Origin of the sequence: Flavobacterium granuli (genome assembly GCF_900129705.1) — a bacterium.
Taxonomy (GTDB): domain Bacteria; phylum Bacteroidota; class Bacteroidia; order Flavobacteriales; family Flavobacteriaceae; genus Flavobacterium; species Flavobacterium granuli.
The window spans coordinates 354,790-374,445 of record NZ_FQWO01000001.1 but is presented as its reverse complement, the minus strand read 5'-3'; the positions used below and the strand labels follow the sequence as shown (position 1 = coordinate 374,445).

General features: G+C 38.2%; 14 protein-coding genes. 4 read left to right on the top strand and 10 right to left on the bottom strand.

What is annotated here, in order from left to right:
- The first annotated feature begins 18 nt into the window (after positions 1-18).
- The 4 genes from mobC (at position 19) to BUB25_RS01490 (ending at position 6,298) form a co-directional block, all read left to right on the top strand.
- On the top strand, positions 19-2,019 hold the full coding sequence (gene mobC, locus BUB25_RS01510; protein WP_072938729.1) for a conjugal transfer protein MobC: 2,001 nt from the start codon (positions 19-21) through the stop codon (positions 2,017-2,019).
- Positions 2,020-2,651: 632 nt separating this feature from the next.
- Positions 2,652-3,011 (top strand): hypothetical protein, encoded by a 360-nt coding sequence (locus BUB25_RS01500; protein ID WP_072938723.1) that lies wholly within the window; start codon positions 2,652-2,654, stop codon positions 3,009-3,011.
- A 51-nt stretch (positions 3,012-3,062) separates the two neighbouring features.
- A complete protein-coding gene (locus tag BUB25_RS01495; RefSeq protein ID WP_072938719.1) occupies positions 3,063-5,288 on the top strand; it encodes a TonB-dependent receptor in 2,226 nt (741 codons plus the stop codon).
- Positions 5,289-5,470: 182 nt separating this feature from the next.
- Entirely contained in the window at positions 5,471-6,298 is an 828-nt protein-coding gene (locus tag BUB25_RS01490) for an RteC domain-containing protein (protein WP_072938715.1), read from the top strand.
- Between the two features lie 16 nt (positions 6,299-6,314).
- On the opposite strand, the gene BUB25_RS01485 is transcribed toward BUB25_RS01490, so the two are convergent.
- The 10 genes from BUB25_RS01485 to BUB25_RS16390 form a co-directional block, all read right to left on the bottom strand.
- Positions 6,315-11,726 carry an N-6 DNA methylase gene (locus BUB25_RS01485; RefSeq protein WP_072938711.1) on the bottom strand — a complete coding sequence of 1,804 codons (5,412 nt, stop codon included), beginning with the start codon at positions 11,724-11,726 and terminating at the stop codon, positions 6,315-6,317.
- Positions 11,713-12,150, bottom strand: coding sequence for a DUF1896 domain-containing protein (locus BUB25_RS01480; protein WP_072938708.1), 438 nt, complete (start codon positions 12,148-12,150; stop codon positions 11,713-11,715). The genes BUB25_RS01485 and BUB25_RS01480 overlap by 14 nt, the downstream gene beginning before the upstream one ends.
- A 165-nt stretch (positions 12,151-12,315) precedes the next feature.
- Entirely contained in the window at positions 12,316-13,197 is an 882-nt protein-coding gene (locus tag BUB25_RS01475) for an ORF6N domain-containing protein (protein WP_072938705.1), read from the bottom strand.
- The gene (locus BUB25_RS01470) at positions 13,197-15,281 is read right to left on the bottom strand and encodes a type IA DNA topoisomerase (RefSeq protein ID WP_072938702.1); all 2,085 of its coding nucleotides are present in this window, start codon (positions 15,279-15,281) and stop codon (positions 13,197-13,199) included. The genes BUB25_RS01475 and BUB25_RS01470 overlap by 1 nt, the downstream gene beginning before the upstream one ends.
- Positions 15,282-15,287: 6 nt before the next feature.
- Complete coding sequence (locus tag BUB25_RS01465) at positions 15,288-15,752, bottom strand: hypothetical protein (RefSeq protein ID WP_072938699.1); 465 nt, start codon at positions 15,750-15,752, stop codon at positions 15,288-15,290.
- 60 nt (positions 15,753-15,812) lie between these two features.
- Positions 15,813-17,294, bottom strand: a complete 1,482-nt coding sequence (locus tag BUB25_RS01460; RefSeq protein ID WP_072938696.1) for a DUF3945 domain-containing protein — start codon at positions 17,292-17,294, stop codon at positions 15,813-15,815.
- Between the two features lie 83 nt (positions 17,295-17,377).
- Positions 17,378-17,686: a helix-turn-helix domain-containing protein gene (locus tag BUB25_RS01455; protein ID WP_072938693.1), complete on the bottom strand. Its 309-nt coding sequence runs from the start codon at positions 17,684-17,686 to the stop codon at positions 17,378-17,380.
- A gap of 26 nt (positions 17,687-17,712) precedes the next feature.
- A complete protein-coding gene (locus BUB25_RS01450) occupies positions 17,713-18,066 on the bottom strand; it encodes a helix-turn-helix domain-containing protein (protein ID WP_072938690.1) in 354 nt (117 codons plus the stop codon).
- A 248-nt stretch (positions 18,067-18,314) separates the two neighbouring features.
- On the bottom strand, positions 18,315-19,160 hold the full coding sequence (locus tag BUB25_RS01445) for an RteC domain-containing protein (RefSeq protein ID WP_072939712.1): 846 nt from the start codon (positions 19,158-19,160) through the stop codon (positions 18,315-18,317).
- Between the two features lie 196 nt (positions 19,161-19,356).
- Positions 19,357-19,578, bottom strand: a complete 222-nt coding sequence (locus tag BUB25_RS16390; RefSeq protein ID WP_139256881.1) for a hypothetical protein — start codon at positions 19,576-19,578, stop codon at positions 19,357-19,359.
- Positions 19,579-19,656 lie beyond the last annotated feature (78 nt).

Sequence of the window (19,656 nt, the reverse complement as noted above, 5' to 3'; positions counted from 1 at the left end):
ACATTAAAAATTAAAATAATGCAGGGAGAAGACGATTTAACAGGTTTAGCCAAAATAATGGCTTTTATGAGGGCAGTGAGTATCCTTTTGGTACTGATGCACCTTTATTGGTTCTGCTACGGTTTCTTTATAGAACGTGGCTGGACTTTAGAAATCATCAACAAAGTATTGGGCAATTTTCAGCGAACGGCAGGGCTGTTTTCGCATACCATATATACCAAGCTATTTGCTTTGGTATTGTTGGCATTAAGCTGTTTGGGTTCTAAAGGAGTAAAAAATGAAAAGATAACTTGGTCTAAAATCTATGTGGCTTTAGCGATTGGTACTATCCTGTTTTTTCTGAATTTCCCTTTACTAAAGCTACCGTTATTAACCGCTACAATCCTTTATATCCTTACCACAGGTTTAGGCTATATCGCTTTTATGGTAGCCGGAGTTTGGATGAGCCGATTGCTACGTACCAATTTGATGGATGATGTTTTCAATAATGAGAACGAGAGTTTTCAACAGGAAACAAAGTTGATGGAAAACGAATATTCTGTCAATCTTCCCACAAAGTTTTATTACAAAGGAAAATGGAACAACGGCTGGATAAATATCGTCAATCCTTTTCGAGCCTCGATTGTGTTAGGCACACCGGGTTCCGGCAAGAGCTATGCAATCGTAAACAACTACATCAAGCAACAAATTGAGAAAGGCTTTAGTATGTATATATATGATTTTAAATTTGATGACCTTTCTACCATTGCCTACAATCACTTACTGAAGCATCGGGATAAGTACAAAGTCCAACCCAAATTTTACGTCATCAACTTTGACGACCCACGCAAGAGCCACCGTTGCAATCCACTTAATCCCGATTTTATGACGGATATATCTGATGCTTATGAAGCGGCTTATACCATAATGCTGAACCTCAATCGAAGCTGGATACAGAAGCAAGGGGATTTTTTCGTGGAAAGCCCAATTATCCTATTAGCTGCCATTATTTGGTATCTGAAAATCTATGAGGATGGTAAATATTGTACCTTTCCACACGCTATTGAATTGCTTAACAAAAAGTATTCAGACGTGTTTACTATTTTAACCTCATATTCCGATTTGGAAAATTATTTGTCACCTTTTATGGATGCGTGGCAATCCGGAGCGCAAGACCAATTACAGGGGCAGATTGCATCGGCAAAAATCCCGTTATCAAGAATGATTAGCCCGCAACTCTATTGGGTAATGACTGGGGATGATTTCACACTTGACATCAACAATCCGAAAGAGCCTAAAATTTTATGCGTGGGTAACAATCCCGACCGTCAAAATATCTACTCCGCAGCTTTGGGCTTATACAATTCAAGAATTGTGAAGCTCATCAACAAAAAAGGGCAATTAAAGAGTTCCGTAATCATAGATGAGCTGCCAACCATTTATTTTAGAGGACTGGATAACCTTATTGCAACTGCCAGAAGTAATAAAGTGGCAGTATGTTTAGGATTTCAGGATTTTTCGCAATTAACAAGGGATTACGGCGACAAAGAGAGCAAAGTTATCCAAAATACAGTAGGTAATATTTTCAGTGGGCAGGTTGTAGGAGAAACGGCAAAAAGTCTTTCGGAACGCTTCGGGAAAGTCTTACAGAAACGCCAAAGTATGACGATTAACAGGAATGATAAATCTACCTCTATATCCACACAGTTAGACAGCCTTATTCCTGCATCGAAAATTTCAACGCTTACGCAGGGTATGTTTGTAGGTTCAGTTTCGGACAACTTTGATGAACGCATCGAGCAAAAGATTTTCCACGCTGAAATTGTTGTGGACAATGAAAAGGTTGCCGCAGAAACTAAAGTATATCAGAAGATACCGGAAATCCTATCCTTTGTTGATGAACACGGAGAAGATAAAATGAAGCAGGATATTGACAGCAATTACCGTCAGATAAAACAAGACATTGTACAGATTATAGAAACGGAATTGGAGCGTATCAAAAGCGACCCCGATTTACAGCATTTGGTGCAAGAGGGGTAATCGCACCGCTGGTAGAAGTTTTGGTATTAATATTATGTTTATCCAAGATTGCTGTTAAAGAAGAAATAATTTCTAAGTAAATAATACTTAAAAAAAGAAGCAGAACAAGATGGGAAATTTTAATAAATTTCCAGAAGAAGATTTTCGTCAAAAGTTGTATTGTCGAATTTTGTAATACAATTGAAAAAAAAATCAAGAATTAAGTGTATCTTCGCAGAGTAATGAAATTTTTAGCATACATATTAACAACATATATTTTATTCCTTGTGATTAAGCCGGGAATAGTAGCTATTTCATTGCAGACAGACACCGAACAAAGCTGTTGTGGTGGGCAATGTGCCCCAATTCAATCAAACGACCACAATCAGAAGAAAGATAATAGTGAGAAAAACTGTAATCCTTTTCAAGTATGTAATTCTTGTCTTTTACAAGTCGCTTCTATTCCTTTTTATAAAATTCTACCCAAGCACAAAATATCAACAAAACGATATTTCTTCTATAAATCAGTATTTTCTTCTCAATTCGCTTCTGACTTTTGGCAACCGCCTAAAATTGTTTAACAACCCTTTTGAGTTTTGCACCGAGAAATCGGAGCATAAATTTTTATCGTTAAACAATTTAAAATCAGAACAATGAATTTCATAAAATTATTCGTTGTGGCATTATTATTAACTGCCACAACACACGTTGCATTTGCACAAACATCTTGTTGTAAAGGCTCTGATAAAAGTCAGTGTACAACTGATAGCATCAAAACCACTTCGGTCAAAGTTAAGGGCATATCCTGTTCTATGGATTTAAAAATGATTTCAGCCAATGTTGAAAAGCTAAATGGCGTGAGCAGTTGCAAATCAGGAAAACAAGGAACAACCACAACCTTTGAAGTAAAATACAATCCTGCGTTGGTAAATGAAAAAGAAATTTTTACAGCCGTTGAAAGCACAGGAAGTTGCGAAAATCCTGACGAAAGACCATATAAAGTAAAACAGTAAACAAGGCAGGGCAAAGCAAACTTGCTTTGCCCTTTATTAAAAAATCAGACAATGAAAAAATACATCTTCATTGTTGGTTTACTGTTTCCTTTTAGTATTTCGGCACAAACCATTTTAGGAAAAGTAACCAACAACAAAAAAGAGCCGTTAGTAGGTGCTAATGTCTATTGGCTTGGCACAACCACAAGCACATTAACAGGTAACAAAGGACAATTTGAAATATCAATCAAAGACATTTCCGATAAGAAACTGATTGCAAGTTATGTAGGACATTCGTCCGATACAATTGAAATCAGTAACCAAACATTTGTTGAGTTTACGTTAGAGGAAAACCATACTCTTGATGAAATTATAATTTCAAGACAACGTGACGGAGTAATTATTTCGGACATTAAGCCGATTAAAACCGAACAGATTACACAAACGGAACTTGCAAAAGCTGCTTGTTGTGATTTGGCAGGTTGCTTTGAAACACAAACAACCGTACAACCGCAAACAACCAATGTAATAACAAACTCAAAAGAACTTCGCATTTTAGGCTTATCGGGAGTTTACAATCAAATTTTAATTGACGGTTTCCCGATGATACAAGGTTTAGCATACACCTATGGTATAAGCAGTATTCCGGGGACATTGGTTGATAATATTTATGTTTCCAAAGGAGCAAACAGCGTTATTCAAGGGTATGAAAGCATTAGCGGACAAATCAATGTAGAAACAAAAGAACCTGACAAAACAGATAAATTATTGCTCAATCTGTATATGAACAATTTTATGGAAAAGCATTTTAACGCCAACTATGCTTTTAAGCAAGGTAAATGGAGCAACTTAACTGCGTTTCATACGGTGCAACCTGCCAACAAAATTGACAGGGACAACGATAATTTTTTAGACTTACCATTGCTTACCAGATATATGATTTTTAATAAGTGGAAGTATGGTAATGAAAAAGATTGGGGTTGGAACAGCAGAATTGGTTTACGTTTTTTCAATGAACAACGAATTGGGGGACAAACTTCTTTCAATGCAGAAAGCGACAAAGGAAGCACCAATGTTTATGGGCAATCGGTAAATATCAATCAGCCTGAAATGTGGACTAAAACAGGGTATCGTTTTAATGATAAACACAATGTTGTGTTGTTTGCTTCGGCTTTTCATCAACAGCAAAATTCATTTTTCGGAACCGTAAAATACAACGCACAGCAGACCAATTTTTACGGCAACATTCAATATGAATTAAACTATGCCAAACACGATTTGAAAACAGGTATTAGTTATCGTCATTTGAACCTGAATGAAGACATTGCATTTACAGATACATTTTTGCAAAGAACTTATGCAGGCAATTATCAGCGATTAGAAAACATCCCAGGACTTTTTGCCGAAAACACAATGCGGTTTTTTAACGACAAACTCACTTGGATTGCAGGAGTTCGGGGCGACCACCATAACCAATTTGGTTTTCAGTTTACACCAAGAACATTGCTGAAATATGACATAACGCCAAAAACTATTGTTCGTGCAAATATTGGAACAGGTTGGAGAACAGTAAATTTATTCAGCGAAAATATCGGATTGCTTGTAAGTTCAAGGGACATCATTTTTGCCGAGCAATTACAACCCGAAAAAGCAGTAAACTTTGGGTTTAACCTTACACAAAAGTTTGATACGGAAGACAATAATTTATCAGGTTATTTCAGTGCCGATTATTACAGAACCGATTTTCAAAATCAGATTTTCCCCGATTATGACAGCGACCCGACAAAGGCTATTATTCAGAATTTTACAGGGACAAGTGTAAGCAACGGTTTTCAGGCAGAATTGTATTTAAAAATTTACAGGCGGTTTGAGTTTAAAACAGGATATAACTATTTAGACGTTTATCGGGAAATCGGAGAAACAAAACAACTTTTGCCATTCAATCCAAAGCACAAGGTAATTACGACTTTTAGCTACAAGCCATTGACAAACAAATTTCACTTTGATATGAATGTGCATTGGTATGGCAGACAGCGTTTGCCCGACACAAAATCAAACCCAATAGAATTTCAACGACCTGACTTTTCAGAGCCATATACAATTGTAAATGCACAGTTTACTTACAACTTTAAAAAGTTTGAAATGTATGCAGGTTGTGAGAATATTTTTGACTTCCGACAATTACAACCAATTATCAGTTGGCAAGACCCATTCAGTCCATACTTTGACACATCTTCTGTTTGGGGTCCGACACGGGGACGGGAAATTTATGTTGGTATTAGGTTTAGATTAGAGTAATAGAAGAAATCATATTTAAACAACTTCGTCAAATTACTTTGTTTATCTAAAATCATCAAGTAAGATACCTTGTTCATCAAATATTGTACAAACAACTATCATTTGGAATAGTCGTTTGTACAATGTTTGATATTTATTACGGATAGTGCTTTTTCGAAAGCCAAATTAAACAGACCAACCGTATGGATAAATTTTATAATAAAACACTGCTTAGACTGGAAACAACAATAGATGAATTGGAGATAGAAACAGACTACTCTATACAAAGGATAGAAGCCGTTATAGATATCATCCTTAAATGCTTGTCCGAAGTAAAGGAGTATGTTTTAAATAGGGGATTTAAGAATATTGATGAGGAAATCCATTTTTTCAAACATCAGAAGCCTGCCATCGTTTCAAAACTAATTTACTATAATGCCATTTATAAAATCGAAACAAAAAAGCCTTACGGTGCAAAACCTATTAAGAAATACCTTAATGATGAGTTGAAAAAACTCAAAAGGTATTTCGATAACAACCTTGAATTTTATAAATATTACCGAACCAATAATTCTTTCATTGACGATAAGCTCTTTGTACGAGGCAAGTACGATATTAAGTTAAGTTTAGACACGTATTATTTTGAGGCAGACCGCAACTTTTCCACATCCCACGATTACAAAGTAGCAAAGATTATAGCTAATGACCTGATACAAGTCTATCTTGAAGACCAGCTTCACAACACTACGTATAGAGAGAAATCAACAGACCTACCGAATTTAAATTGGACAGGGAGCAAAACAGCACTCATAGAATTGATTTATGCACTGCATTCGCGAGCTGTGCTTGACAATGGAAATGCAGATATTAAAGTTATTGCCAAAACATTTGAACGTGCTTTTAATGTTGATTTGGGCGACTTTTATCATACATTTATGGAACTTAAATCCCGAAAAATAAACCGAACAAAATTTCTTGACAGCTTACGGGATGCTTTGATTAGGAAAATGGATGAACAGGAAGAAATGTAGCGGATACTTTTACATATTATAATACCCCACGGGGTAAGTGAATACCTTTCGTCCGTACAATACTCTCCAAAATATTTGGAGTTTCTTTTTGTTTTTCGGTTTGTTCCGCAGGTTCCTCTTTGGGTTCAGGCGTTATAGACAACTGTATTTTCCGTTCAACGGCAGACAGTTCCGTTTTGAGTTCACTCAATCGGTTTTCCTTAGACCACGTACCGTTTACCACTTCCAGAAGAACAGGTAAATCCTTTTGTATTTCTGCAATTTTCTTTTGTTCCTGCTCTATATAGCCTGGCAACTTCTCCAGAGCACTAAGGAAGTTCACAGTAGCCAGCTTTTCATCTTTAGCGATGATACCGTTATTATAGGTATATTTGATATTGCCCTCGCCCTGAACCAAAAAGCGGTTTACCCGTATATCCATACCCTCTTTTTCGGATATTTCGGTTTTTACCAACAGCATAAATCCATACAATGCACCGATTTCTTCATACTGACCTCCGGTGCGGGCTTTGTCCGAAAGCTGGTTGAGCTTTGCACCAATTTGTTTAATATCCGCATTGGGTGGCAAGCCGTCCAATTGCACAGGATTTGCGATTGTACCGTCCGAACGTTTTTGAATACGCTCTTGCAGATTATTCCAATCAAGGCTCATACGGTCAAAACGGGATTGGGCTTTATCAAGTTCAGCCGTATAGTCTTCCAATTTGTACTTTGCACTATACTTTGAACGGTTAAACGCCTGTTTTTCGCTTTCCAATCCGGCAACCTGTTTTTCTATTTTAGCTTTATCCAACAGGTCTGTATTTCCCGAAAGAATAGCCACGTATTCCGAGAAGTTCATTCCCGATTTTTCGTCCATACTGCCCTCGTCAATGGTTCGTTTGCCGAGATTATTATTTTTTAATTGGTCAATGAAAAGTTGCTTATTGTAAAGCAGATTAAACTTGTAGCTATCCAATGATTTTTCAACGGCATAGATAATCACATCTACTTTATTCTCCGCAAAGAACTTGGCAATCTCATTTCCTTTTCGGACTGCCCGACCGTCCCTTTGGGCAAGGTCGCTTGGTCGCCACGGCGTATCCAGATGATGGACTGCTACAGCTCTTTTTTGTGCATTCACACCAGTTCCTAACATACTTGTAGAACCGAATATTATGCGGATTTTTCCCTCGTTCATTCCTTTGATAAGCTCCTTGCGTTGCTTATCATTTTTCGCTTCCTGTATAAACCTAATTTCGTGTGAAGGTATGCCATGGTCTTCTACGAGCTTACGTTTGATTTCGGAGTAAACATTCCAGTCGCCCGGCTTGTAAGTTCCCAAATCAGAGAAAACAAACTGTGTTCCTTTCTGTGCATTGTATTGGCTGTAATACTTAGCAATGTTTGCTGCACAATGCGAAGCCTTGTTGTCGGGGTGGTCATCATATGCAGCGCTTACCATCCGCATATCCAAAGACATTTTACGAGCATAATCAGTAGCGATGAGCATTTTTGCTTTTTCTTCAGATGGAGATAAAGCTTCTCTTCCCAACAAAGTAGCATTTCCAGATTTAGCAAATTCCATCAAATTTTGTATAAACACTTCCTGATCGGGTGTAGGTGGTATGTTATATAATACCTCATTCTTGTTAGGGCGGTCAATGCCTATATCCCTAGCCGTTCGGTAATCCGTGATTTCCGAGTAAAATTGCGCCAACTCCGGCACTTTAATAAAATATCGAAAACGTTCTTTTGCTACGATGTTGTTGGCAACCGAAAATTCATAATCAGTCGTTTTCCTTGCATAGATAGCCGCCCACGCATCAAAAGAATGAATGCCTTGTTTTTCTAATGCCCGTGGTCGCAGGTATTTGAACAGCAGGTACAGTTCAGTCAAAGAATTACTGATCGTAGTTCCGGAAAGGAAAGTTACTCCCATATCCGCATTAATGCGTTCCTGAATGGTGCGGATAGCAAACAAAAGGTTGATTGCCTTTTGGCTTCCGTCAACATTACCTAATCCAGCAACTCTGGAATGTCTTGTGTTAAACATCAAGTTTTTGAATTGATGGCTTTCGTCCACAAACAAATGGTCAATGCCCATCATCTTAAAATCCACTACGTCATCTTTGCGATTTTCAATATCGTGTTGCAGGGTTTTGAGTTTAACTTCGAGGTTTTCTTTCCGCTTGATTACTCCAGCAAGCATACCTCTCGTCACTTCCTTGCCTTGTGATTGTAGTGCATCGAGGTTTCGTTCTACACTATCCAATTCGATTTGGAGAATTTCCTTTTGTATTTCGGGCGATTGCGGTATCATCCCAAATTGGTCGTGTGTGAGGATTACGCAATCCCAATCATTGTTTTTAATATCCCCGAAGATCCTCATCCGCTTTTGAGGTGTAAAATCCTCTTTGCCTGGAAACAGAATTTTAGAGTGTGGATAGGCAGTGCGGTAGGCTTCGGCAATTTCGTGAACATTGCTTTTCAGCCCGATAATCATAGGTTTATGGGCTAAGCCCAAACGCTTCATTTCCTGTGCTGCGGTACACATTACCAACGTTTTTCCTGCACCTACTTCGTGGTCGCAGATAGCACCATTGTTCAGTTTTATCATCCAAACGGTGTCTTTTTGGCTCGAATACAAGTCTTCAATACCTAATGCCTTACGGTCTAATCCCGGAAAATCCTGATGTGTTCCGTCATAGTTCGGTCGAACAAAACAGTTAAACGTATCGTTGTATTGGTCGGTCAGCCTGTTTTTAAACTCATCGCTTTGGGCGTGAAGCCAATCGGTAAAAGCGGTACGGATTTCATCAATCTTTGTGTTCGCCATTTGTATAGCTTCCATATCCCGCACCTTGACCTCTTGGTCGCCAATCCTAATTTTTTTAGTAATATCAGGCGTGGTATTGACAAGGGCGTGTTTAAGCAGGGCAATACCGTCAAACGTCCGGCTTTCAGCTTTGACAGCGTATTTTTCCCATATATGCAAATTCTTACGGTTGCACTTTACGGAAAAGTCATCCGAACTTTCAGAATAATGAACTAGTACGTCCGTATCAAAAAGATGTGAAGCAAAACGGGCATAAATACCAGTGGGTATCCAGCGTTCACCTAAATTAAAATCGAGTTCCTCAAACTCAATTCGTCTTGGTCGGGCTTCTTCCAAAACAGTAAGGCTTGTTTTGGCTTCGATATCATTGGGATTGTTTTCAATGTAGTTCTGTATCTCTTGGGCTTTTTCTACCACGTTCCCTGCAATCCAGCGTTCAGATATTTCATATTCTTTTTGCAAAGGATTGTAGTAAATACGACCGTGTAATGCTTCTTTTAAAGCCTCGTCCGTCATACCGCTGATTTCGGACATATAGTCCAAATCCACGCTTCCGTATTTGTTCAGCGCAGCCGCTAACGCTTCTTCGGGATTGTCCGTTGTTATGGTTAAGGTAGAAAAACTTACAGGGCGACTGAATATATCGGCCTTGTGTACCACGCCACCAACCACACGTTCCAAATAAGGTATTTCCTTTCCGGAACTGTCCGTTTTGATGAGCTTGATATTATCGGCAATGTTGAGGTTTCCGTGCCTTTTGACAAAGGCATCGTATAATTGATTAAGATTTTCTCTTTCTTCTTTATGTTCGGTCTGAAGCTTCGCCTCCTTATTGTAAAGATCTTGGTAAACATCACGTAACGCAATGTATGCTTCGGCTCTTGCTTTCTGTGAAGTCGGTAATTGCAAAGGATGAAAAATTGCTTTTTCATTTGATGTATCTACATCTTGCAGATGACCGACCCAACCATTATTCACGACAAGGCAATCGTTACGGTAGAACGGTTGCAGTTCGCTACTATACGGAGAAGGTTCGGGAATGGTGTCGAGTACGGCTGACTTATCAGCTTGTCCGTTCCCGTTGCTACTCGAAAACAGGTCGCCGATAGCTTCCTGTTTTTTACCGTTGACTGATGTGCTTCCGTTAGTAATTCTATTTGTGATTGGAGGTGTATAAGTTTGTTGCATTGCATTAAACAGGTCGGTTTGGCGACCTATTGCACGGCTACTTTTTTTAGTACTTTGTCTTTTGGCTTGTGTCGTTGTTTTGGGTCTAGCAAGAACCATTACAGGTTCTCCCGCATTTTCAAACAGGTCAAAAATGCTTAATTGTTTTAATTCCTGCGGGCTTTCCCGATTGATTGATAAAGGTTGTATTTCTGGCTGAATGTTTACTGGTTGGACAATTGGAGGTGTTACCTTTGGAGTAGTGGGAATTTGTATTATAGGCTCATCGTTCCGTTCGCCTTTGTATAAAATCAAATTCAGATACTTATCAAAATCTTCGGAAAGCATTTGTTTGAGGTCTTTGGCAATTCCCTCAACAGCCTCTTTATGTGTATAGATCAGAGCAGGTTGTCCATAAGGGTCGGTATCTAATTTGCTAGAGGTATGTACAATTCTTGTGCTGTCCTGAAACAACGTATTGCTTGGAGTATCGTATTCCGTTCGGTTGCTTTGGCAAAACAGATCTTCCCTTTCGGTCAGACTTTGTTTTGCTGTGTTCTTTTGCAGTATAATCAAATCACTGCCAACCTCCGTACCTGCATATTCTGTAAAAAGGTTGTTGGGTAATCGAACGACTGAAACCAAATTATTATCCTGCATCAACGCCCTGCGTATTGGTTCGTTGTTTGGGCTATTGAGAATGCCCTGTGAAGTAATGTAAGCTAGTAAACCGCCCTCTCGGAGCATATCAGCACCTTTGAGAAAGAAGTAATTGTGTATGCTTCGGGAAGCCTGTACTTTTGCAGTCTCTCTACTTCGGGAATAGGAAAGGTCAAATATCGAAGTGTCGCCAAAAGGAATATTGCTGGCAATTACATCATAGCTGTTTTGTTCCTTTTCGGGTATTTCCTCAAAGCCACTTACACGGATATTACTTTCGGGATAAAGTTGTTTTAAAATCTTGCCTGTGAGCAAATCCTTTTCATAAGCGGTAACACTTTTCCCGTTTTTCGAAAAGGATTGTATGAATGAGCCGATACCTGCGGAGGGTTCGAGGAATTTATCAATGTTCAGACCGCTTTCACGCAAGGTTGCGGAAATAGCATCTATAACCTGTGGTGGTGTATAAAAAGCCGTTAGTACGGAGCTTTTCATACTATCTACATACTTGCGGTATTGCTTTTCGTCTTCGGAATTTTCTTTGAGTAGCTGGTGGAGTTCCTGCGTGAGTGGAAAAAGATCGTGTTCTGTTTTTCTCCAATTATTGATGTCTATTTCGTTTGCTATGGGGTTCAACACGAATTTAAGACCGCCAAATCCGCTGTATTGCATCATTAGCAGTCTTTCGCTTGCGGTGGCTTGTCGTTTCTCCTTTTGTAGTTTAAAAGCAATTCGTAAGGCATCAATATTCGATTGGAGATGTTGCTTTTTACTGAAGCCCATTTTCAGCTATCCATATTGTGATGGTTCCCGTTATTTCGGTATATAGCAAGTCAAACTCATAACCGTATGCGAAGTCATCTGTTAGTTCATAGTTGGAGAAAACGGCCTCACAAACAAGGGACATTTTCAGGGCAAATGGTCGCAATTCCTCATCTGCCATTATGGTATCAAACTCATTACAGACCACCTGAAATATGGTGTCGAATTTGGAGAAATATAAGCCCTCAAAAAGTATGTAATTGGCTATTTCGTTGCATTGCTCAATTGTATTTCCCGCACGAAAAGCACTCTCATAAGCATTGGAAGCCCACGAGGAACGTTGCTCAATAAATTTCTGGTCGTTTGCTTTTTCGGGAAAGCTGGTGTTTAATAATTCTTGCAGTCGTAACCTGAAATACGATAGATCTTTTTGCTGTGTATTCATAACTATACTCTTGTTTAGAATTTTACTTGAAAGCCTTAAAGTTAAAACAGTAAATAAGAGCCTTTAAAATGTGGCAGGGTTTGGCTTTGAGAGGCGGGATTTGTCGTATAAATACTGTTTACGATAAGAAGTTAAAAGCAAAACCCCCTAAAATAGAGGGCTTATTTATTGTTTATTTAATATTTGGAGCATCCTACCAATCTCAATATCCATTCTTGAAAAGGCAAACCATTTTTTGCCCAAATCTTTTAGTGATGCTCCGATATGGTACAATTCGGTGTTGTCAATAATCAAGAAGCGGTCGTGAGCATCGGAAAAAACTTCAATTTCAATGGGAGGATATTGGCTGTTGTACCGTTGCAAATCCAGCCGTAACTGATTGCTGATGTTTTTGGTATAGATAGTTGCAGTTACATTATTATTCCGTTTGCCCAATAAGGTCAGTACCGTGTCATCGACATAATTATCCAACAGGATAATGGAGCTTTTAGCACTCCGGATAATATCCGATACAAAGGTATAGGCATCAAAAATTTGCCCGTTGTAGAAAATACCTTTTTCGCTGTGGAGCTTGTCGCTTCCCATCGCCTTAAAAATGGCTTCAAATTTTTGGTCAGTGTCTAATTGCTTTAGCTCAATTTTGTCCAAACGATGAAACAAAGAAGCGTTGCTGATAATCGTTCTACGCATTTCTACAAATGCTTCCATAATTTCAACACTGACTTTAACGGCAATATCTGAACGCAATATGGCAGAAGCCATTGCAACCCCTTGTTCTGTAAAAACATAAGGCAAATAACGTCTTCCTCCGTAGCTCAAACTTGAGGTTCCAATTTGGAACCTCAAGTTTTCAACTTCCTCTTCGGTCAGTTGAAAACAAAAAGAAGCAGGAAACCTTTCAATATTTCTTTTTACGGCTTTGTTGAGGTTCTTTGTTTCCACCTCGTATAAGGAAGCGAGGTCGCTATCCAGCATCACTTGCTTTCCACGTATGGAGTAAATCAGATTTCTGATTTCCATTGTGCTAATGGTAGGCTTATTTTCCATTACTTTTTGTAGCTTTTATTTTTGGCAAACTCAAAGGAACTTTCTGCTTTGTCATTTAAGACGATGTAGGCGTCGAACTTCTTTCCTGCCTTGCTTTTCATCCCTTTGATGAGTGAAGTTTTCCTTTTATTGACAAGACTTTCAATATCGGCTATACCGATTTGTACGCCACATACATTACGGAACTGCACCCAATTACAAGTCTCATCGGGACATTTGACAATTTTATCACGGATAATAAGTTGTTGGCTTTTGCATTTCGGACAAACCAATTTAGGTAGGTTATTTTGGGCAATGGAAGTTTGCAACAATTCATTGGTAATAGATGAAGCGTAAGTTTCCATTTCCTTTAGAAATACCCCTGCATCTGCTTCGTTGTTTTCGATTTTATGGAATGCCAATTCCCATTCGGCAGTCATTACCACGTCTGCGATTTTTCTATCTTTGACCAATTCATATACCTGCAATCCTTTTTCGGTTGGGATTAAAGACTTCTTTTCCCTTTGGATATAATTGCGTGTAAACAATGTTTCGATAATTGATGCCCTTGTAGCTGGAGTACCAATGCCTATATTTTGCAGGGCTTTCCGTTCCTCTTCATTTTCGATTTTCTTTCCAGCACTTTCCATAGCTGACAATAGCCCTGCTTCGGTATAAAGAACAGGTGGTTTGGTTTTCTTTTCCAAAACGGTGACTTCCTTGATTTTGAGTTCGTCGCCTTTTTTCAGTTCGGGCAAATCCTGTACATATTCGGTGTCATCATCAGAAAAACTACCTTTAATGGAACGCCAGCCCGCTTCTGTAATCTTACAGCCTTTTGCTGTAAAATCGTAATGCAATACCTGTAAACTGACATCGGTTATCTCCTTGATACAGGCTTGTGAAAGAGCTTCGAGCAACTGAAAGGCAATCATATCGTAAACGGCATTTTCCTTTGCGTTCAGTGCTGACGGGATTTTATCTGTAATCAATAATCCGTGATGGTCGGTAACACGCAAGTCGTTCACGATGCGTTTATTGAAACGTCCCCATTTCATTTTTGATACGGCTTGCTTGTAGGTTTCTTTGTCCTGCAAAGCCCTCACTAGGTTGGGAATTTCAGTCCATACATCTTCGGGAATATATTTGCTTCCGGTACGTGGGTAAGTGATAAACTTTTTTTCGTACAAACTTTGGGCAATGTTCAGCGTTTCTTCAGCAGAAAGGTTCAGTTTTTTGTTGGCTTCTTTTTGCAAGCCAGTAAGGTCGAACAATAAAGGCGGTTGTTCCGTAACGCTTTTGGTTTCTAACGATGTAATTGTTGCTGTTCCACTTCGCTGAATGGCTTTCAGCGCATCATCGGCAAGTTTTTGGTCTTCCCATTTGGTTTTGGAAATGCTTTTAAAATCTATCAACTCTTTGTTATGCGATAACTGTATCTGCCAATATTGCTGTACCGAGAAATTTTTATTTTCCAAATAGCGTTTGCATATCAAAGCCAATGTAGGCGTTTGCACTCTTCCGAGCGAATAGATACCATTGCCTGCGATAATACTCAATGCCTGTGAAGCATTGATACCCACAAGCCAATCGGCACGGCTTCTGCCTTGTGCCGACTGATACAATCCGTCAAATTCTTTTCCATCTTTAAGAGTATCAAAACCCTGTTTAATGGCTTTTTCGGTAAGAGAGCTTATCCAAAGCCGTTCAAAGGGCTTGTTACATTTCAGGTATTCATAAATGTACCGAAAGATGAGTTCGCCCTCACGACCTGCATCGGTTGCTACGATAATGCTATCGCTTTTATTAAAAAGTTGTTCGATAACTTTCAGTTGTTTTAATGCTCTTGTATCAGCGGTATAGTCTTTGTCTTTTTTAACTTTACGAACGGTTAGTAAGAATGGATTGGGGAGTATCGGAAGTGAGGCTTTCTGAAAACCTGATATTCCGTAATCTTCGGGCATTCCCAATCCTACTAAATGTCCAAATGCCCACGTAACAAAATAGCCGTTACCTGTTAGGTAGCCGTCCTTTTTCTCGGATGCGCCTAACAAGCCGGCTATTTCCCTTGCTACGCTTGGTTTTTCTGCAATGATTGTTTTCATACTTGATTATCTTTTTACGCCTTTGGACTTAGCAGGTGTCTTTAGCTGTTCCGGTTTCCTTTGAATGTCGAAATTTTCGTTTCCTGCTTTCAATCGTCCTGATAAGTGATCGATTTGCAATTCATATTTCTGTACCAATGATTTGTCTTCTTTAGATGAATTATTGACACCTGACTGAATTTTATCCGACAACTCCACTGCTTGGGATTGTGGCACAATAAAAAATCTGAATTGGATTGGATTTTGCATCGACGAAAAGAATTCGATCAGAAATTCCATAAGGAAACTACCATTTTTATCGAACAGCTTAAATTGTTCTTGATTTTTCAGGTTTACTTCTGCTGTTTCAAATTCATCATATTTCCCAACGCCCTTCATACCATAGATCTTATTGTCCCCTTTATTCATTATCAAGAGGATATCAGTCCTTTTTTCCTGCGAATATTGTTCGCTAATTGATTGTTTATTCATAACAAATATTTTTTTGTTTAATCCTTATAGTACTTGGCTTTTCGCACGATTTTTTTCTTGTTACATTTTTCTGCGTTTGGACTTTGCAGGTGCTTCGGGTTTTTCCTGTTCTTCCTGTTGCTGTTTGCTATCAGGATTTTTTTGTCCTGATTTTAATGGCTCTTTGATGTTTTTGGTTGCCTCATTGGTTTTGCCTTCTGAATTGACGGCAGTTTGTGTTTTATGGGCTTCAGTAGGTTTTATCCTTTCCTTGTATTGATTGGGAAATTCAAAATTGGTTTTCCCATTTTCTTTATTGAAAGTGATATAGCCTTGATAAGGTTGTCCTTTTTTATCTGTCAAGCCGTCAATGTAAATGGTTTGACCGTTTTTGAAATCCTTATTTTGCTCATCGGTCAGTTCTTTACCACGGAATGTTTTTGGAGCTTCCTGTGGTTGATTTTGCTGATTGCTTTGCTGATTGCTTTGTTGATTGTTCTGTCCGTTGCTTTGCGTTTGCTTATTAGAATTACTTCTATCAAAAAGAAACTCAACATAACGCTTGTCCGCATTGAACTGTACTGTTGCCGAAAACTCAGTTCCTTTCGTAGAAATCATGCCTTCTAACTTTAGCGGTTTACCCTCTATTAAAGTTTGCTTTTGGGTATCGTCCAATTTCACGCCTTTAATTTCATCGGGGACTTTTATGAAATCCGTTCGTAATGCAACCAGCTCATTGGTAAGCCTGTCCACACTGATAATAGAGGGCATCAGTTCGCCTGTTTTAGAATTTTTTAAATCAACCACACGACCCATATTACCTGTTTCGAGCAGGTTTTTCTTGTCCTCATTCGTAAACTTGTATCCGAAAAACTCAAAGTTGAGGTTCGGTTCTTTACGAATGCCGTTCAATGCAGGAACTACTCTTCCGTCTTCGGTTGCCTGTAAAGACAAGCGTACATCTGTGCGGAGAATGGCTGTGCCAAAATTAACGCTCACAGGTATAAGCTCATTGGTTTTGTAGCCTTTCAATAAAGGTTCAAGAAGGTTTCTTTTTTCAAGGTATTCTTTACTTAATCCGAGATTGTTCATTGTGTCCCAATCAATCTGTTCCGGCTTGTAGCGGTATTCGCTTGTTTCCGGCGTTGTTTGTGCTGTTTCCATATTATTTTGATTTACTTGTTTTTTATCTAGTTGATTTTCGGTTTTCACTTCGTGCTCTTTCATCACTTTTTCACCTTCGGGTGTTGGGTTATCTACCTGCTTTTGCATTTCCTGTGCTTTATTTAAAGCTTCATCAGCCGATACTTTAAAAAATGACAAATTGGTTGGGTTCTTCAGTTGGCTAAAAAAATTGGAGAAGAAATTGGAGAAGAAATCACCACTTTTGTCCACACGCATAAATTGGTTTTGGTTCTTTTTCGTTGGTTCAACGGTTTCCATTTTCCCGTTTTCGTCCATACTCTTTACGGCTTGGATTTTCATTTTTTCTTTATCCAGCACCAATAATATGTCCGATAGTTGTTCGGGCATTTCCTGTTTATTTGTTGTTTCTTTACTCATAATCCGAAAATTTTAAGTTCTATGCCGAATATAAAGGAAGCGTTCATTGCATTACCTAAAGTGGCAGTCAAAGGCAGTATTTGTCACTTATTGGCGTTCAGTTTAGTTATGGGAGGATTAAAACTCTCCCTGATAAACTGATGCACATCAGACAGTTTGTAATACAATTTTCCGCTAATGGTATAATAAGGCAGCTTGCCGATGGAGCGATACCGTTGCAGGGAACGGTTACTGATTTTTAGCATTTGGAGCAAATCCTGATTATCCAATAATTCCTCACCGTCTATACTGTTACGTTTTTTTTGTAATTCGTCTATAGTGTCGCCCAGCATATCAAGGCGACCCATCAGGCGTTCCATCCACGCCAAAAATTCCATTCTATCTATATTCATAGGGATATACTTTTAAGGGTTAATACCTATTTTTTATCTGTCTTTAGCTTTCTGCCTTTTTCGATATAGCTTTTGCCTTTTGCCATAAGTTCCTGCACAAATTCATCACTGCTCTGTATGGCATTGGCGTTGAGCATATCCTTAATAGTTCCAATGGTATAGAAGTATTGACCATAGATTTTTGAATAAGCTATCTCGCCTTTGGTACGCATACGCCAGAGGGTTTTTTCGCTGACATGCAGGTATTGGCATACTTCGTGGTTATTGAGCCACAGGTCATCATAGCTTTTATCTTCCTGTCTTTTCAGATAGTCGGCAATGGCATTGATACGGCTGTTGAGCTGTTGCCAGGCTTCTTCCTCAATAGTTATTATTTTCATTGCACAGCATTTAAAGTTCACTATGCAAAATTGTGAAAGGTGGTAGTGTTTGTCTGCCAATCCCTGCCAATTGGTTTGGCGGTTTTTTAAAAATTTTTATAAATAGAAAAAAACCTTGTTTAATAAGGGTTTTGAGGCATTTTGCATATTTTCTAATGGAGTTTTGCCAACATTTGCCAATTGGCAGATATGGGCAAAGAAAAAGCAGTACATTTTGTGTACTGCTTTGAAATTACTGTATTGAACCGCTAAAGCTCTTTATCCATATATTCTTCGAGGGATATTTTGAGCTGGTCTAAAAATGCAGTTCGGGAACCTACCCGTGTTTTCATTCGGTGGAAAGAGTGATGCAGATCTCCAAGAGGAACTCGGAAAAGTATCTGAAACATTAAGCTTATTTTTCGGATACCAATTTTGCCGTGAGAAATAGCTCCTGAAGCATAAAGAGCATACACCAATTCGATAAGTGCATTTTTGCTATCTGTCCAAAAAACATCTTTTGTTGATTCAGAATTTTGTAAAATCACATCAGGATTTTCGTCGGGATTAATTTTTGTTAGCAAGTAATTATACAATAACTCATTTGCTATAATTCGAGCAATTTTATAGTCATAAAAAGTAGAGAACTGAGAATCTATTTCAAATACGAAACTATTAAGTCCATCGTGATAATTGATGTTGCCAAGTCGGAAGTAAACTTCATCGTTATCAGTCCTTCCTGAGCGGTAATATCTATAAAAATCTGAATTACAAATGTGCTCATCGTATTCTTTTTTCAATTCCTGTAAACGGCTTGTAAAATAGCTGTGATATATTTTACCATTATTAACAGGGCAACCAGTTTCTATGCGGTATACCTTATTGTAATAAATTAGCTTTCCAAGGATTTTCGGCTTAATGGTATGGAAAAAATATATCTCTTCTTCATCATTTTTAAATCCCTCTTCAATAACGTATTTCTTGACCGTAAATAACAAGTCTTGGAGGTACAAGGTCATTTCGTAAGCTTCATCAATCAATCTCTTATTTTGCGATAAAATCTTATCCTCCTTGTTATGAATCTCTAAAATGATGTTTTGTAACGAGTACTTCATCATAACTATATTTTTTATGAGGATTACCGTCCTTTATAGCGAATTCCCCTAATTAGTTTACAAACATTAATAAGATAAAAGAAAGTATTTCCTAAGCGTAATTAGCTACAGTATTTCTTGTTTATTTCATCTTTCTATTATTTTATTGTAGTAATAATGGCACTTTTATAAGTTATGATTATTAATTAACGTAATATTATCGCTTTAATTGTGGAAATAAAAAAATAGGCAACATATCCACTTCAAGAGTCGAGATATTTGGTTGGACTACTAATTCGTGATAGATAGATTGAAACTTTTCTATGGTTTCAGAAAAAGCAATCAAGTCTTCGTTTGGTATAATCCCTAAAGACTTGTTCTTAAATTCTTGTATGGTTTGGCTTGTTGCCAAGTTTTTTTCTAATAAATCTACAGACATCATAGCCACTTTAAGTGGAAGAGAGGATATTGGTCGAAGGAATAGGTATAGTTTAAGCGAATTTTTTCAAAATCCGAA

Coding starts and splice junctions, on each gene's coding strand:
- BUB25_RS01450 (WP_072938690.1), bottom strand. CDS start 18,066: ATGAAAATAATAACTATTGAGGAAGAAGCCTGGCAACAGCTCAACAGC.
- BUB25_RS01500 (WP_072938723.1), top strand. CDS start 2,652: ATGAATTTCATAAAATTATTCGTTGTGGCATTATTATTAACTGCCACA.
- BUB25_RS16390 (WP_139256881.1), bottom strand. CDS start 19,578: ATGTCTGTAGATTTATTAGAAAAAAACTTGGCAACAAGCCAAACCATA.
- BUB25_RS01465 (WP_072938699.1), bottom strand. CDS start 15,752: ATGAATAAACAATCAATTAGCGAACAATATTCGCAGGAAAAAAGGACT.
- BUB25_RS01495 (WP_072938719.1), top strand. CDS start 3,063: ATGAAAAAATACATCTTCATTGTTGGTTTACTGTTTCCTTTTAGTATT.
- BUB25_RS01470 (WP_072938702.1), bottom strand. CDS start 15,281: ATGAAAACAATCATTGCAGAAAAACCAAGCGTAGCAAGGGAAATAGCC.
- BUB25_RS01445 (WP_072939712.1), bottom strand. CDS start 19,160: ATGAAGTACTCGTTACAAAACATCATTTTAGAGATTCATAACAAGGAG.
- BUB25_RS01490 (WP_072938715.1), top strand. CDS start 5,471: ATGGATAAATTTTATAATAAAACACTGCTTAGACTGGAAACAACAATA.
- mobC (WP_072938729.1), top strand. CDS start 19: ATGCAGGGAGAAGACGATTTAACAGGTTTAGCCAAAATAATGGCTTTT.
- BUB25_RS01480 (WP_072938708.1), bottom strand. CDS start 12,150: ATGAATACACAGCAAAAAGATCTATCGTATTTCAGGTTACGACTGCAA.
- BUB25_RS01455 (WP_072938693.1), bottom strand. CDS start 17,686: ATGAATATAGATAGAATGGAATTTTTGGCGTGGATGGAACGCCTGATG.
- BUB25_RS01460 (WP_072938696.1), bottom strand. CDS start 17,294: ATGAGTAAAGAAACAACAAATAAACAGGAAATGCCCGAACAACTATCG.
- BUB25_RS01485 (WP_072938711.1), bottom strand. CDS start 11,726: ATGGGCTTCAGTAAAAAGCAACATCTCCAATCGAATATTGATGCCTTA.
- BUB25_RS01475 (WP_072938705.1), bottom strand. CDS start 13,197: ATGGAAAATAAGCCTACCATTAGCACAATGGAAATCAGAAATCTGATT.